At 70.5% G+C, this 15,084-nt stretch carries 15 protein-coding genes; 8 read left to right on the top strand and 7 right to left on the bottom strand.

Going from position 1 to position 15,084, the window contains the following annotated elements; all coding sequences use genetic code 11:
- Positions 1–396, bottom strand: a 396-nt coding sequence (locus tag VKQ35_RS00475) for an ATP-grasp domain-containing protein (protein WP_414692299.1), incomplete at its 3' end; no start/stop codon positions are given.
- 92 nt (positions 397–488) lie between these two features.
- Complete coding sequence (locus tag VKQ35_RS00470; RefSeq protein ID WP_324357927.1) at positions 489–1,508, bottom strand: choline/ethanolamine kinase family protein; 1,020 nt, start codon at positions 1,506–1,508, stop codon at positions 489–491.
- Positions 1,509–1,759: 251 nt separating this feature from the next.
- Between VKQ35_RS00470 and VKQ35_RS00465 the strand changes: the two genes are divergently transcribed.
- The 6 genes from VKQ35_RS00465 to VKQ35_RS00440 all read left to right on the top strand — a co-directional run bounded on the left by VKQ35_RS00465 (position 1,760) and on the right by VKQ35_RS00440 (position 6,133).
- Positions 1,760–2,125 (top strand): GntR family transcriptional regulator, encoded by a 366-nt coding sequence (locus tag VKQ35_RS00465; protein ID WP_324357925.1) that lies wholly within the window; start codon positions 1,760–1,762, stop codon positions 2,123–2,125.
- A gap of 3 nt (positions 2,126–2,128) precedes the next feature.
- Positions 2,129–2,995: an ABC transporter ATP-binding protein gene (locus VKQ35_RS00460; RefSeq protein ID WP_324357924.1), complete on the top strand. Its 867-nt coding sequence runs from the start codon at positions 2,129–2,131 to the stop codon at positions 2,993–2,995.
- The gene (locus VKQ35_RS00455) at positions 2,992–4,053 is read left to right on the top strand and encodes a hypothetical protein (protein WP_324357923.1); all 1,062 of its coding nucleotides are present in this window, start codon (positions 2,992–2,994) and stop codon (positions 4,051–4,053) included. The genes VKQ35_RS00460 and VKQ35_RS00455 overlap by 4 nt, the downstream gene beginning before the upstream one ends.
- A gap of 98 nt (positions 4,054–4,151) precedes the next feature.
- Positions 4,152–4,337, top strand: coding sequence for a hypothetical protein (locus tag VKQ35_RS00450; protein WP_324357921.1), 186 nt, complete (start codon positions 4,152–4,154; stop codon positions 4,335–4,337).
- A 12-nt stretch (positions 4,338–4,349) separates the two neighbouring features.
- Positions 4,350–5,111 (top strand): hypothetical protein, encoded by a 762-nt coding sequence (locus VKQ35_RS00445; protein WP_324357919.1) that lies wholly within the window; start codon positions 4,350–4,352, stop codon positions 5,109–5,111.
- On the top strand, positions 5,108–6,133 hold the full coding sequence (locus VKQ35_RS00440) for a hypothetical protein (protein ID WP_324357917.1): 1,026 nt from the start codon (positions 5,108–5,110) through the stop codon (positions 6,131–6,133). The genes VKQ35_RS00445 and VKQ35_RS00440 overlap by 4 nt, the downstream gene beginning before the upstream one ends.
- A 4-nt stretch (positions 6,134–6,137) precedes the next feature.
- Here VKQ35_RS00440 and VKQ35_RS00435 read toward each other — a convergent pair whose 3' ends face one another.
- From VKQ35_RS00435 to VKQ35_RS00420, 4 genes are all read right to left on the bottom strand, one after another.
- On the bottom strand, positions 6,138–7,298 hold the full coding sequence (locus VKQ35_RS00435; protein ID WP_324357915.1) for a TonB family protein: 1,161 nt from the start codon (positions 7,296–7,298) through the stop codon (positions 6,138–6,140).
- On the bottom strand, positions 7,299–8,369 hold the full coding sequence (locus VKQ35_RS00430) for a hypothetical protein (protein WP_324357913.1): 1,071 nt from the start codon (positions 8,367–8,369) through the stop codon (positions 7,299–7,301).
- A 3-nt stretch (positions 8,370–8,372) separates the two neighbouring features.
- Positions 8,373–9,575 (bottom strand): TonB family protein, encoded by a 1,203-nt coding sequence (locus VKQ35_RS00425; RefSeq protein WP_324357911.1) that lies wholly within the window; start codon positions 9,573–9,575, stop codon positions 8,373–8,375.
- A gap of 85 nt (positions 9,576–9,660) precedes the next feature.
- On the bottom strand, positions 9,661–10,986 hold the full coding sequence (locus VKQ35_RS00420) for a DUF5690 family protein (protein WP_324357910.1): 1,326 nt from the start codon (positions 10,984–10,986) through the stop codon (positions 9,661–9,663).
- 150 nt (positions 10,987–11,136) lie between these two features.
- Between VKQ35_RS00420 and VKQ35_RS00415 the strand changes: the two genes are divergently transcribed.
- The gene (locus VKQ35_RS00415) at positions 11,137–12,279 is read left to right on the top strand and encodes a TIGR03364 family FAD-dependent oxidoreductase (RefSeq protein ID WP_324357908.1); all 1,143 of its coding nucleotides are present in this window, start codon (positions 11,137–11,139) and stop codon (positions 12,277–12,279) included.
- Positions 12,276–13,064, top strand: a complete 789-nt coding sequence (phnX, locus tag VKQ35_RS00410) for a phosphonoacetaldehyde hydrolase (RefSeq protein ID WP_324357906.1) — start codon at positions 12,276–12,278, stop codon at positions 13,062–13,064. The genes VKQ35_RS00415 and phnX overlap by 4 nt, the downstream gene beginning before the upstream one ends.
- Here phnX and VKQ35_RS00405 read toward each other — a convergent pair.
- Positions 13,061–15,073 (bottom strand): sulfotransferase, encoded by a 2,013-nt coding sequence (locus VKQ35_RS00405; protein WP_324357904.1) that lies wholly within the window; start codon positions 15,071–15,073, stop codon positions 13,061–13,063. The genes phnX and VKQ35_RS00405 overlap by 4 nt on opposite strands.
- Between the last annotated feature and the right edge of the window lie 11 nt (positions 15,074–15,084).

The raw sequence follows: 15,084 nt of genomic DNA, 5'->3' as shown, positions 1-15,084 counted from the left end.
ATAGCCGATCTCGGCGGCCAGGCGCGGGACATCGGCGCGGCGATGGGCGACGCGGGTCGCAGGCGTCGCCAGGCCCGCCTTGCGGAACAGGCTGAGCTGGCGGGCCTTGTTGGTGTCGTAGGCCAAGACGCCCGGACCGTTGATCACCCGTGCGCCCAGGCTCTGCCAGTGGTCCAGCGCGGCCATCGAGTAGAACAGCGCGTGCTCCTCCTGGCGCAGGAAGGAAGACATGGCCAAGCGGTTGAGGATCACCGGCGCCGGAAGCGTGGTGTCCGCCGGGTCGAAGGTGTGGCTCTGGATCTCGATGGGGGTCCAGTTCAGGCCCCGGCGGTCCAGGGTCTTGAACAGGGCCTCGAACCACTGCGGGTGCTCGTAGAAGACGGCGAGATCGGCCAAGGCGGGCTACTCCGGACGCGTTCGAAAGCGCGGCCGCGACCGCGCCGACGTCAGATAGTTCACCTTGCGTCAGATGGGAACGGCGGCGTGCGCTAGCCGTGATGAACCTTAGCCAGGGCGTCCTCGAATTCCGGTGTGTCGGCGCCCTGCAGGAAGTCCGCGAGCCGCATCTTGCCGACCGTGTAGAGCAGCTCCGGGCTGGGCCCCGAGAGCCGTCCTTCGGCCAGGGCGGCGGTGAACGCTTCAAGGGTAAGCGCGGTGAGGTCACTGTCGGGCGCCTCGCGCGGCAGGCTCGCGGAGAAGGCCAGCAGCAGGCAGGCGTAGAACAGCGTCGTCAACCGCTGCACCAGCGCGTAGCGGGCCTGCATTGCCGCGTCCGGCGCATGGCCGAGCCAGCCTTCGAAGAGGGCGGCCTCCAGCTCAGGCGTCGGTGCGGATTCGATGGCCAGGATGGCGATGTCGACCAGCGGGTCGCTGCGGAACGACAGCTCCCAGTCGATCAGCCACAGCCGCTCGCCATCGAACAGGATGTTGCGCGGGTTGACGTCGTTGTGGCTGGAGACCTGGGGACCGTCGTAGCGATAGGCCGCGCAGAGGCGCGTCAGGACCTCGGCGTGCGGGGTCAGCAGGCCGGGCGCGAAGAGGCCGGAGCCGCGGATGTAGGCGAACAGGCCCTGGACCACCTGCGGATAGTCGGCGACCGGCGGAAAGGCCGGCGTCGCCTGCAGCCGCGCGATCAGGCGGCCGAGGTCGCGGGCGAGCGCGGGGCGGCCGCCGGGATAGTCCGCCAGCGGCTTCTGGTCGACGAAGTCCATGATCGCGACGCCGGTCTCGGGATCGGCGTGATGCAAGGCGGGCGCGAGGCCGGCCTCGGCCGCCGTCGTCATGCAGGCGAAGCTGCGGCGCGGATCGCGCAGGCCGTTGCGCACCGGCGTCTCCAGCCGCAGCAGATAGGCCCGGCCATCCGCCTCGACCCGATAGGTGAGGGCGCCGGAGGCCCCGCCGGTGACCGGCGCAACCGCGCTCACCGTCTCCGGGCCGAAGGCTTGAGCCAAGGCCGCCCTGGCCGCCGGGCGGCGGTCCTGGGGCACACAGGCGAGGATGTCAGGCATCGGAATGTTCCCAAACAGGCCGAAATCGGCATAGCCAAAGAGAACAATAGGGGTCAATAGGGAATAATGGGGAGCGATTTCTCGCGCGTCACATCGCTCCGAAAAAAGCTGTTGCGCTTAGTGATATAGTTCACTAGAACACCATCTCAGCGTAACACATTGGGCAAGGGCTCCCACGTGAATCGCCGCAAGGTTGGGAAGTTATCGCGAGCGGCCGCCGGCCGCTTCGAAAGGACCATCTGGAACAGACGATGGATCGAGAGTGGAATGACAGTCAGCCGATCTACCGGCAGATTCACGACCGGGTGGTCGCGATGATCCTCGACGGCGTGCTGGGCGAGGGCGACCCCTTGCCGTCCGTCCGCAATGTGGCCGCGGAATACCGCGTCAATCCGTTGACGGTGATGAAGGGCTACGAGCAGTTGGCGGACGAAGGCCTGGTGGAAAAGCGCCGGGGTCTCGGCCTGTTCATCAACGCCGGCGCCAAGGACCTGCTGCTGCACGCCGAGCGCCAGCGCTTCCTGGCCGAGCAATGGCCGCAGATCCAGGCCACCATCCAGCGGCTGGGCCTCACCGCCAAAGATCTGCTGGCCCCGAGCCCCAAGGGAGAGGGCTGAACCATGGCCTGCATCGAAGCCCGCGGCCTGCGCAAGGCCTACAAGACGACCGTCGCGCTGGACGGCGTCGACCTGAAGGTCGAGGAGGGCCGCATCCTGGGCCTGATCGGCCCCAACGGCGCCGGCAAGTCGACCGCGCTCAACGCCATCCTGGGCCTCAGCCCCTATGAGGGCGAGCTGAGGGTGCTGGGGCGCGACCCCTGGACCGAGCGCGACAAGCTGATGACCGACGTCTGCTTCATCGCCGACGTGGCCGTATTGCCGCGCTGGATGAAGGTTTCCCAGGCCCTGGACTATGTGGCCGGCGTCCACCCGCGCTTCGACCGCGCCCGGGCCGAGGCTTTCCTGGCCAAGACCCAGATCAAGCTCGCCAGCAAGGTGCGCGAGCTCTCCAAGGGGATGGTCACGCAACTGCACCTGGCCCTGATCATGGCCATCGACGCGAAGCTGCTGGTGCTGGACGAGCCGACGCTCGGCCTCGACCTGCTCTACCGCAAGCAGTTCTACGACACCCTGCTCAACGACTATTTCGACAACAGCCGGACCATCGTGGTGACCACGCACCAGGTGGAAGAGATCCAGGACATCCTGACCGATCTAATGTTCATCGACCACGGCCGGATCGTGCTGGACACCAGCATGGAGGCGCTCGACGCGCGCTTCACCGAGGTCATGGTCGGCCCCGACCAGCTCGCCGCGGCCCGAGGACTGGGGCCCGTTCGCGAGCGCCAGCTGTTCGGCCGCAGCGTGCTTCTGTTCGACGGCGTGGACCGCGCGCGCCTCGCCCCGCTGGGCGAGGTCCGCACGCCCAGCATCGCCGACCTGTTCGTCGCCCTGATCGGCGGCCAAGACAAAGGGGCCGCAAAATGAGCGCGCCATCAAGCAGCATGGGCGACACCATGACCGACACTCCGTTCGACCGGCCGGCCTCGCCGCCGGCGCCCGCCCGCCCGGTTCGCCCGTTCTTCTGGTCGGTGCGCCGCGAGCTGTGGGAAAATCCCGCCATCTGGATCGCGCCGCTGGCGGTCGCGGCCCTGGTGATCGTCGGCGCCTGCGTCGCGGCGCTGAGCACCCACGGCGGCAAATCGGTGCACCGCACCGTAGCGACGGCGGCGCAGACCGCGCCGCCCTCGCAGACGACGACGATCAGCCAGTCAACGCCCGACGGCGGCGTGACCGTGCAGAAGGTCATCAAGGTGGAAGGGCCGCCCCCGACGCCGGAGCAGCGCCGCGCCATGGTGGCGCTCCCGTTCTACATGGTCACCGCCGCGATGCTCGTCACGATGTTCCTGGTGGCGGTGTTCTACTGCCTGGGCGGCCTGTTCAACGAGCGGCGCGACCGCAGCATCCTGTTCTGGAAGTCGCTGCCGGTGGGCAATCTGACGACGGTGCTCGCGAAGATCGTGGCGCCCATGGTGATCCTGCCGGCGGTGACCCTGGCGATCGCCCTGGCGACGGAAGTGACCCTGTACGCCATCGGCGCCCTGGCCTTCGCCACGCACGGCCAAGGCGCCGACGCCGACGTGCCGGTGCCGTTCGCCGACATCGTGGCGGTGGCCGCCTACAGCACGGTCGTCCTCTCCCTGTGGTGGGCGCCGGTCTACGCCTGGCTGCTGATGGTCTCCGGCTGGGCCAAGCGGGCGCCCTTCCTGTGGGCGGTGCTGCCGCCGCTGGGCCTGGCTGTCGCCGAGCGGATCGCCTTTGGCACCACCTACCTCGGCCGCCTGATCCAGTCGCGCCTGACCGGCGCCGGCGAGACGGCCTTCGTGGTTCCCAAGCCCCCGGCGCATGGGATTCCCAGCATCGGAATCGAGCAGATCGATGCGGCGAAGTTCGTCTCGTCCCCGGGGCTGTGGCTGGGATTGCTGGCGGCGGCCGGCATGATCGCCGTCGCGGTCTGGATGCGACGCCGCCGCGAGCCGATCTGACCGGCCCCGCGCCGGCCCTGTAGCGAAGTCCGCCTCGGCGTCCCCTTTTCGATTTCGGGCCGCCGCCCCGCAACGCACCACCTGAGGAGCGAGCGACGATGCACGTCCTGATCTCCGTCACGGCCGCCTTTCTGATGCAGACGCCGGGCGTCCACATCAGCGCCCTGGACGCCGCGGTGGCCGTCGAGAAGGCCGCCGTCTCCCAAGGCCGCGGCGCGTCGGCCGCTGGCCCGCTAGCCCGAGGCCCGGCCTGTCCGTGCCTCATCCGCCGCCACGCGAGCTGAGGGAGCCCACCGATGAGCCACCTGCAAATCGCATCCGACGCCCCGGTCCTGATCCGCGCCGCGGCCGGCGCGGTGCTCTATTCGCACATCGGCGGCGGCGTGCTCGGCCTGGCTTCCGGCGCCGTGGCCCTGGCGGCCCGGAAGGGCGGGCCCGTCCACCGAGCCGCCGGCAATGTCTTCTTCGCCGCCATGCTGACCATGGCGGGCATCGGCGCGGTGGTGTCGCCGATGCTGCAGGACTACGGCTCGGCTTTCGGCGGGGCGATCACCTTCTACCTGGTGCTCACCGGCTGGCTCGCCGGGCGCAGCGCCCAGGTCAAGGGCGGCGCCCTGGAGACCGGCGGCGTCGTGGTGCTGGCCTGTGGAATGGTGATGATCGGCCTGCTCGGGCGGCAGGCGCTCGTGAGCCCCGACCACGCGCTCGCCGGCGTTCCCTGGTTCGCCTACTTCGTCATGGGCGCCATCGCCGGGCTGGTCGCCGTGACCGATCTGCGGGTGATCCTGGGACCCGTGCTGACCCGGCCGCGGCGGCTGACGCGACACATCTGGCGCATGGGTCTGGCGCTGTTCATCGCCCTCATGTCGGCCCTGGCCCAGCCGAAGGCCGGCGGCCTGCTGTTCCATGGCCCGACGGTGAATCTGCAATGGATCCCGGTCGCCGCGCTCGTCCTGACCATCGCCTACTGGCTGGTCCGCACGCAGCGCGCCGGCCAGCGCAAGTCCCCCAAAGCCAACCGCGGCGCCGCCGGCCCCGCCCTGGAGGTCATGTCATGAGAACGCTCGCGCTCGTCTGCATCGCCGTCGCGGCCGCCGCGCTTACCGCCGAGGCCGCCGCCGCGGCCCCCGCCGTTCCGCCCGCCTACAAGGCGCCGCGGACCGTCTATGGCGCGCCGGACCTGCAAGGGCTGTGGACCAACACCGCGCTCACCTTCCTGCAGCGGCCGCCGATCTTCAAAGGCCTCGTGGCCACCGACAAGGAGGAGGCGATGATGATCGGCCTCTTCAAGTCGCAACTCGGCGATATCATCAAGCCCGATCCGATCGACCCCAAGGCGCCGGCCCCGCCGGTGGTCAAGGAGGCGCCCCAGTCCGACTATATCGAGATGGACCTGCGCCTGGGCCGCATCAACGGACAGCCGCGCACCTCCTGGATCGTCGACCCGGCGGACGGACGCCTACCGTTCAACGAGGCGACCAAGAAGGCCCGCGCCGAAGCGGCCAAGGCGCCGGAGGACTTCGCCAACCCGGAGGCGCGCGACACCCAGGAGCGCTGTCTGACCGCCATCGGCTCGCCGGAAGGCCCGCCGATGATGAACACCGGCTTCAACGGCAATTACCAGATCATCCAGACCAAGGACTATGTCGCCATCCAGGTGGAGATGAACCACGACGTCCGCATGATCCGGATGGGCGACCCCGCCCATCAGCCCGCCGCCCTGCAGCCCTGGCTGGGCGATTCCGTGGGTTGGTGGGAGGGCGACACCCTGGTCGTCGAGACCGTCAACATGAACGTCAAGGGACACGTCTATTCGCTCGGCGGCGGCTTCCCCTATTCCCCGCAGACCAAGATCACCGAGCGCTTCACCCGCACCGCCAGGGACCAGATCCTATACGAGTTCTCGGTGGACGATCCGGCGACCTTCACCAAGGTCTGGAAGGCGGAGATGCCGATGCGCGCGGCCAAGGGGCCGATCTACGAATACGCCTGCCACGAGGGCAACTATTCGCTGCCCAACATCCTGGCCGGCGCGCGGGTCGAGGAGAAGGCCGCCCCGGCGGTGGTGGCCTCGAAGTGACGGCCTAGCCGCCGCCCTTAAGGTTCAGGCGGATCGGGATGTGGACGACGCCGCCCTCGACCGGGGCGCCGTCCGCCGACCAGAGGTTCATCTTCATGCCGGCGGCCAGGTGGACGGCGGCCTCGGAGAAGCCCAGGCCGTCGGGATCGCCGGGCTCCGGCGCACAGGCCGTCAGCGTCCCGTCGGCCCCGACGGTGCAACGCGCGACGCCGCGTCCGGTGGTCAGGCCTTGGGCGACGGCCTCGGGCGGGAACAGCCGGGGCGCCGCCTTGGGGTCGACGCCGGCGATCCAGCGTGGCTTGTAGACGACCCGCTCGGCGATGGCCGAGGGCGGCTGCAGCCGCATGGGAATATCGACCCATAGCGGTTCGCGCTTGGGAATGGCGGCGAGCGTCGCGGGCTCGGCGCGGAACTTCGTCGCCAGGCTGAGCGCGGCCTTGTCAAAGTCGTGGCCGGCGGGGCTCTCCTTGATGACCTGGCAATCGCGCAGCAGGCCGGCCCGGTCGCCGTCGCGCTCCACCCGGCAGTGCGCCGCCGCATAGCCTTCGACGCCGCCGCCCCTGGCCGGATAGGCCGCCGCCAGGTCGTCGAAGGTCGCCGCGGTGGCCCACACCGGATTGTCCAGCATGGCCTCGTTGCGGGTGAGGATCGGATTGTGGGTCGGCGGGATGTCGAGGGTGCCGAAGCCGCCCTTGCCCCGGGTGAGCGCGCGCTGGAACTCCTGGTTGTCGAAGTCCTGCGACGGCGCCTTGAAGAGGATGCGGATCGCCATCACCGCACTGGTGGGCTGGCCGTCGGCGCCGGTGGCGGGCGTCAGCTTGAAGGTCGAGCGCAGCTCCAGGGCCGCGCGGCCGAGCTTCTTGCCCTCCGGGGTCTCGGAGGCGACCTTGCAGGACTCCGCCAGGCCGTGGGCGTCGATCAGGCAGTTCAGGATCACGTGGCCCTCGACGCCCGAGTGGGTCATGTCCCGCGGCCAGATGGCCGTGAAATCGCCGCCCCAGGGGCTTTCCTCCTCGCCGTGCATGTCGACGGTGGCGGCGATGGGTCCCTTGTCCGGGCTCGGCGAGACGGTCACCGGCGAGACGGTGTTGCCCGGCGTCGGCGTCGTCGGCGGCGTCGCTGGCGCAGCGGCCGCCGCGAAGAGGGCGAGGAGCTGCGCCAGCACCTAGTTCGCGCCGTTCTGGCTCAGCTGGATTGGGATGCGCACCTGACCGCCCTGGACCGGCGCGCCATCCGCCGACCAGAGGTTCATCCGCATGGTCCCAGCGAGCGCCACGGCGGCCTCCGAGAAGCCGAGCCCGGCCGGTTGCGCCGTGTCAGGGGCACAGGCGCTGAGCGCGCCGTTCGCGGCCACGGTGCAGCGGGCGACGCCACGGCCGGCGGAGACGCCCTTGGCGGCGGCCTGCGCCGGGAACATCCGCTGGATGGCCTTCGGATCGAGCCCGACGATCCACTGCGGCGACTCCACGGCGTGGGCGCCGCCGGGCGGCGGCAGGCGGATCGGGATGGCGACCCAGATCGGCTCGCTGCGCGGCAGGTTGGCCAGAGTCGCCGGCTCGACGCGGAACTTATCGGCGAGGCTGAGCGCGGCCTTGCCGAAGCCCTGGCCCTCGGGGAACTCCTTGAGCACGCCGCACTCGCGCAGCAGTCCGGCCTTGGCGCCGTCGCGCTCGATCTTGCAATGGGCCGCGGCGTAGCCCTCGACCCCGCCGGCCTTGGCCGGATAGGCCGCGGCCAGCGCCTCGAAGGTCGGCGCCTGGGCCCAGATGGGATACTCGATACGCGCCTCGTCGCCCGCGCTCGCCGGGCTGTCGTTGGAGGGGACGTTCAAGGTGCCGAAGCCCTTGGCGCTCGGCGTCGAGAGCTGGCGCGCCATCTCGGTCGAATCGAACTCATGGACGTGTGGATTGAAGCGCACGTTGATGGCCATCACCGCGCTCGCCGGCTGGCCATCGGGCCCGACCGGGGGTTTCAGCTTCAGCACCGTGCGCTGGCGCAGGGCCGCGCGGCCAAGGTTCTTGCCCGCGGGACTCTCCGAGCCGACCTTGCAGGTCTCGGCCAGGCCGTGGGCGTCGACCAGGCACTGCAGGGTCACGTGGCCTTCGACGAGCGCGCTACCGCCGCCCGGCCAGGGGAGGACGACTTCGCCGCCGACCGGCAGATTGTCCTGGGCCGACGCCGCGCCCGCCGCCGATGCGGCGGCCAGGGCGAAAAGGGCGATGATCTGAACCTTCATGAGTCAGTTGGTCTCCGCGAGACTGAGATGGATGGGCACGTGCACGACGCCGCCGTCGACCGGCGCGCCGTCCGCCGACCACAGGTTCATGCGCATCTTCGAAGCGACGCGGGCGGCGACCTCGGCGAAGCCCAGGCCGTCGGGGTCGGCGTCCTCGGGCACGCAGCCGGTGAGCGTGCCGTCGCCGGCCACGCGGCAGCGGGCGGCGCCGCGGCCATCGGTCAGGCCCTTGGCGCGGGCTTCCGGCGGGAACAGCTGCGGCAGGACCTTGGGATCGACCGTGACGATCCACCTGGGCGCGGTGACCGTGCGTTCGGTCTGCCCCGGCGTCGGCGCGGGCAGGCGCATCTGGATGTCGACCCATACCTCCCCGTGACTGGAGAGCCGGGCCAAGGGGGCGGGATCGGCGCGAAACTTGGCGGTGAGCGCCAGGCCGGCCTTGGCGAAGCCGACGGCGGCGGGGCTCTCCTTGATGATCTGACAGTCGCGCAGCATCCCGGCCTTGTCGCCGGACCGCTCCACGCGGCAGTGGGCGGCCACATAGCCCTCGACCCCGCCGGCCGCGCCTGGATAGGCCGCCGCCAGGTCGTCGAAGCTCGCCGCGTCGGTCCAGACCGGATTGTCCATGATGGTCACGCCGCGCGTCGCCAGCTTGCCGCCGCCAGGCGGGATGTCGAGGGTGCCGAAGTCGAATCGACCGGCGCGCTTGTGGATCTGATCCATCAGCTTCTCGTTGTCGAAATCCTCCTTGGGCGAGGTGAAGGTGACGTTGAGGGCCATGACCGCGCTCACCGGCTGGCCGTCGGCGTCGGTGGCGGGCTTCAGCTTGAAGGTCGGCCGCAGCTCCAGCGCCGCGGCGCCGAGCTTCTTGCCGGCCGGCGTCTCCTTCGCGACCTGGCAGGACTCGGCCAGGCCGTGGGCGTCGATCACGCAGTTCAGGATCACGTGGCCATCGACGCCGGCGTTGTAGGCGCCGGCCGGCCAGATGGCGGTGAAGTCGCCGCCCCAGGGGCTCATCTGCTCGGCGCGCAGGTTGATGGTCGCGGCGCTCGGCGCCTTGTCCGGCGAGGGCGAGACGGTGACCGGCGAGACGGTGTTCGAGGCCGGGGCGGACGCTGCGGCCGGCGTGGACGTCGGAGCCGGGGCGGGCGCAGCGCCCTGCGCTGGCGCCGCGGCGGCCATAAGCGCGAGCATCTGAGCCAGCATGCTGTTCCCCCACAAGCTGAACGCCCCGAGGCTATCACGGCCTCCACGGCGATGGAATTTCAGCGTCGTCGCAGGGGGAAGGACGCTAGGTGACCCTCACGGCCTCGGCTTTTGGCGCGATGGCGACCCCGCGCGCGGCGGCCCGGCCTTGCCTGAGGAAGTAGATCGCCGCGGCGGCGGAGAGCACGGCGCCGACTGCGCTGGTCGCGTAGGCGCTGAGGATGAAGAAGCGCAGCCAGTCCATCTTGACCGCGCCGAAGTTGCGCCAGACCACCAGGGCGGCGCTGCCGAGGTAGCCTGAGGCGTCGGCGACATAGATCAGGAACCCGGCGGTGGCTATGCGGCCGCTGAACGCCACCAGGCGGTCGAAGAGCATGGCGTTGAACGGCGTGTAGGCCAGGTAGAGGCCGGCGCCGGCCGCGATCATGAACGCCAAGGGCGAGATCAGATGGGCCTCGAAGGCCCACGTGCAGCCGCCGAGCAGCAGGAAGCCCGCCACCACGATTCCGTGGATCACCATCAGGGCTTTCAGATTGTCGCGCACCGCCATGACCGCGGCGAGCGCCACCAGCGCGATGGCCGCCACGGGCAGTTCGCTCTGGGTGAAGACGGCGGATTCCTTGCCGTAGCCGAGCGCGGTCCAGACCTCGGCGGCGAAGTTGTCGCGAAAGTCCCGGAAGGCGGTGAGCAGGACGTAGGAGGCGGTGAGCAGCGTCACGCCCGGCCAATAGACGGCGAGGAAGGCGCCGCGCTCAGCCGCGCTCATCGGCGCCCGCTTGATGCGCTGCGCCTCGTCGGCGGCGTTTGGCGGCGGAAGCTGGCCTAGGACCCAGACCGAGACCAGCAGCAGGGGAAGGAACACCGCCCCGGCCGCCGCCGGCATCCAGAAGCGGTCCACGTGCGCCGAGGTCATCAGCCAGGACCCGACCGATTTCACCACGCCGGACGACAGGATGAAGCTGGCGCAGAGGATGGCGCCCAGGGCCTCCGACACGCGGCGGCCCTCCATGTAGCCGAACACCAGGCCCCAGATCATGCCCAGCGGCAGGCCGTTGAAGAACAGCGCCGCCACGTTCCACGGCGCGGGCACGACCGCGAAGGCGACGAGGGCGAGCCAGGAGAGCGCAATCAGCAGGAGGATGGCCATGCCCCGCCGCGCCGGGCTGAGCTCCGAAACCACCTTGATGCCGATCAGCTTGGAAAGCGCGTAGCCAGCGACCTGGGCCAGGACGAGGGCGATCTTGTAGTCGAGGACGAAGCTCCAGCCCGGGACGGCCTCGAAGGTCGCTGCGGTGAACGGTTTACGGAACGCGTACATCGAAAAGTAGGCGCAGAACCCCGCCAGTCCGGCGACGGTCGTGAACAGGATCGGATTCGCCTGGGCCAGTCGCTGCTGCAGCTTGCCGCCCAAGGTGAGCCTCTTTGTTGACGTCCGGCGCGGGATCGCGCGCGGTCGCCAGCATTAAAGACATCGATGACGCTGTGGTGACGAAAAGCTCGTCGAGCTGTCACGTTCCTGGTGTCTTCTGGTCAGATTCGCAGTTCGCCTTAGAGGAACGCCATGGCCGGGACCGGCCCCTACGATCTCGCCGTGGTGGGCGCCGGCATCGTCGGCATGGCCTGCGCGCTCGCGGCCGCCCGGCGCGGCAAGCGCGTGGTGGTGGTCGACCGCGACGCCCAGGCCAACGGCGCCTCGGTGCGCAACTTCGGCTTCGTGACCGTGACCGGCCAGGAGCGCGGGCCGATGTGGGACCGCGCCCGGCGCTCGCGCGACATCTGGGCCGACGTGGCGCCGCAGGCCGGCATCCCGATCCTGCATCGGGGCCTGGTGATGACCGCGCGGCGCGAGGAGGCGGTCGCGGTGCTGGAAGCCTTCATGGCCACCGAGATGGCGCAGGGCTGCCGTCTCCTGACAGCGGGCGAGATCCGCCGCGACCACCCGCACCTGGCGGGCGAGGGGCTCAAGATGGCGCTCTGGAGCCCGCACGACCTGCGGGTGGAGTCGCGTCAGGCGATCCCGCGCCTGGCGGCCTGGCTGGCGGCCAGCCACGGCGTCGATTTCCGGTGGGGCGCGGCGGTCCAAGGCGTGGAGACCGGACGGCTGTCGACCGCCCGCGGCGCGATCGAGGCCGGCGCGATCTGCGTCTGTCCCGGCGACGATTTGTCGACCCTGTTCCCCGAGCGGGCGGCGGCCGCGGGCCTGACCCGATGCAAGCTGCAGATGCTGCGGCTGGCCGACCCGGGCTTTCAGCTCCCGGCGGCGGTGATGTCCGATCTCGGCCTGGTGCGGTACGCCGGCTACGGCGCCTTGCCGGAAGCTGCGGCGCTCGCCGCGCGCCTGACCGCCGAACAGCCGGCGCATCTGGCGAACGGCGTCCATCTGATCGTCGTCCAGAGCGCCGACGGCAGCCTGGTGGTCGGCGACAGCCACCACTACGCGGCCACGCCCGACCCGTTTTCACATCAGGCGGTCGATGCGCTGATCCTCGACGAATTCACCGCGGTGTTCGGCCGTCCGCCCTCGCCGGTGGTGGAGCGCTGGACCGGCACCTACGCCTCGGCGCAGGACCGCACGGTGCTGGTCGACACGCCGATGGCGGGCGTGCGGCTGGTGATGGTCACGACCGGCGCGGGCGCTTCAACAGGCTTCGCGCTCGGCGAAGAGGTGGTGGGCGAGCTTTTCGGAAACGGAGCGAGAGCATGACGGACAAGCCGGCGGGGCCTTTCGATCTGGTGATCTTCGACTGGGCGGGCACCATGGTCGACTTCGGCTGCTGCGCGCCGATCGACGCCTATGTGAAGGCCTTCGCCCGGCGGGGCGTCGTGCTGGCCGAAGCCGCCGCGCGCGCCGACATGGGCATCGCCAAGGCCGATCACGTCCGCGCCCTGCTGGCGCGACCGGAGGTGGCCCGCGATTGGAAGACCGCACAGGGCCGCGGTCCGACGGAGGCCGACGTCGACGACCTGATGGAGGACCTCGGGCCGTTGATGCGCGAGGCCGCCGCGGTGGCGTCCGAGCTGATCCCCGGAGCGGCGGCGGCGGTGCGCACGCTGCGGGAGCGCGGGCTGAGGATCGCATCGTCCACCGGCTACACCCGCGAGATGATGGCCCCGGTCCTGGTCCGGGCGGCCGAGCAGGGCTACGCGCCCGACCACGTGCTTTGCGCCGGCGAGACGCCGCAGGGCCGGCCTTCGCCGCTGATGATCTACAAGGCCTGCGCCGAGCTCGGCGTCTGGCCGCTCAGCCGGGTGGTCAAGGTGGACGACGCCGAGGCCGGGGTCGCCGAGGGCCGCGCCGCCGGCTGCTTCACCGTCGGCGTGGCGGCGTCCGGCAACAGCGTGGGCCTGCCGCTCGCGGCGTTCCAGGCGCTCGACGCGGCCGACCGCAAGACGCGCGTGGCGGCGGCGGGCGCGGCGCTGATGGCGGCCGGCGCCGACATCGTCATCGACACGGTCGCCGATCTGCCCGCGGCGCTCGCGGCGCGCTAGCTTCGGTAGCGGGTGAGCGCGTCGCCGAGCGCGTCCTTCAAGGGGCCGAGCCAGGGTTCGTAGGCCCGCCACTGGTCAAGCCCATCGCGGAAGATCGGCTGGCGCACCTGCTCGGAGCTGGGCGTGCGCACGCTGCGCGCGGTCTTGTGGAACTCGACGCAAGGACGCTCGAACGGCAGGCCGCAGTGGTCCAGCACGCGCCGCACATTGCCCTCAAGGTCGTCGATGACGTCCTCGTGCAGGACCCGCAGCACGCGGCCGGGCAGGACCGCGTCCCAATGGTCCATCAGGTCCAGATAGGTGCGGTAGTAGCGGGCGATGTCGCCCTCGCTGTAGGTGAATTCCTGCCCCTGGGCGAAGAGCTGCTTCAGGTTCGAGAAGCAGCAGGACATCGGGTCGCGCCGCGCGTCGATGATCTTGGCGTTCGGCAGCATCAGGTGGATCAGGCCGATGTGCCGGAAGTTGTTCGGCATCTTGTCGACGAAGAACGCGCGGCCGGTGCGGTAGACCTGGGTGTCGGCGAGATAGGTCTCGCCCAGCCGCCGGAAATCCTCAGCCGTGAGGTCGGTCAAGGCCGCAGGATAGCGTGGGCTGTCGAGGTCCGGGTCGCGGCCCTGCAGGTCGAGGACGATGCGCTGGACGTCGGACAGCTCCTGGGTGCCCTCGACCTGCGAATGGGAGGCCAGGATCTGCTCCAGCAGGGTCGAACCTGAGCGTGGCAGGCCGAGCACGAAGATCGGGTCGGGCCGTGGATTCCCCCAGCCGCGCCGCATCCGAAAGAACTCGGCGGTGCAGACCTCGCGCTGAAGCCTTGTGTTGGTTTCCTGGATCTCCGGGCGGTAGCGGCTCGCGGCGCGGCGCAGGCCGTTGCCGCGCGCATACCAGGCCCAGGAGGCGGCGATCTCGCCGCGATCCTCCAGCGCCTTGCCGAGCGCGAAACAGAGGTGGACCTGATCCTCCGCGCCGATGCCGGGGCTGTCGGTCTCGGCGCGCATGCGGGCGATCTCGTCGTCGTCGAACCGGTAGGTCTTGAGGTTGGCCAGGCTCCAGTAGGCGTCCCCGAAATCGGGCCGCGCCCGGGCCGCCGCGCGGTAGGCCTCGATCGCCTCGGGAACCCGCCCGAGCGTCTTGAGCGCATGGCCGAGCCAGAGCGGCACGTCCCACGACGTCGGCGCGTCGCGCAGCATGTCGCGATAGATGGCGATGGCCCGCTCATGCTGGCCGAGGCCCACCGCCGAGGTCGCGGCCAGGGTGAGGTAGTCGGGGTTCGCCGGACCGACCGCCAGCAGCGCGGCGATCTCGACGTTCGCCTCGGCGTATTTCTGCCGTTTGATCAGGGTCTGGGCGAAATCGTAGCGCGCCGCCGTGTAGGCCGGCGCCCGCTCGAGCACCGCCCGCAGCAGGATCTCGGCCTCGTCGAGGACGTCGTGCGCCAGGCCGATGCGCGCCAGCAGCCGCATGGCCTCCACCTGGTCGCCCTCGCGCAGCAGGTAGGCGCGGACGATCTGCTCGGCGGGCGCCAGGTCGCCGTCCGAAAACAGGCTGGTCGCCGCAACCACCTCGCCGGGTAGCGCCTTCAGCGTCGCCACATGCTCGGCCGCGGTCTGGGCGTCGGCCCTCTCGCCCACCATGCCGTAGAGGCGCTCCAGCATGCTCCAGCTCGCCGGCAGGGCGGGGTTCAGGTTCACGGCCTGCAGCAGGGCCGCAATGGCGCCGCGCGCATCCTTCAGCTGGACGAGGCACAGGCCACGCTCCTGATGCAGGCGGCTGAACCGGGGCTGCAGGGCCTCCAACCGCGCCAGCACCGCCAGCGCCTCATCGACCCGCCGCAGATGGCGCAGGCTGGTCGCCGCGATCAGCAGCAGGTCGCGGTTCTCCGGGAACCGGGCCAGTTCCGCCTCGGCCCGCGCCAGGGCCGCGGCATGGGCGCCCTCCTGTTGCAAATGGCGCAGGCGGCCGACCTCCTGCTCTAGCGAGATGGCGGGCGCAGGCTCGGCGGCGACGGACATGAATTTTAGAC

The organism is Phenylobacterium sp. (assembly GCF_035309685.1).
In the GTDB taxonomy this organism is placed as follows: domain Bacteria; phylum Pseudomonadota; class Alphaproteobacteria; order Caulobacterales; family Caulobacteraceae; genus Phenylobacterium.
The sequence above is the reverse complement of the archived record's forward strand: the minus strand, read 5'-3'. Positions and strand labels throughout refer to the sequence as shown.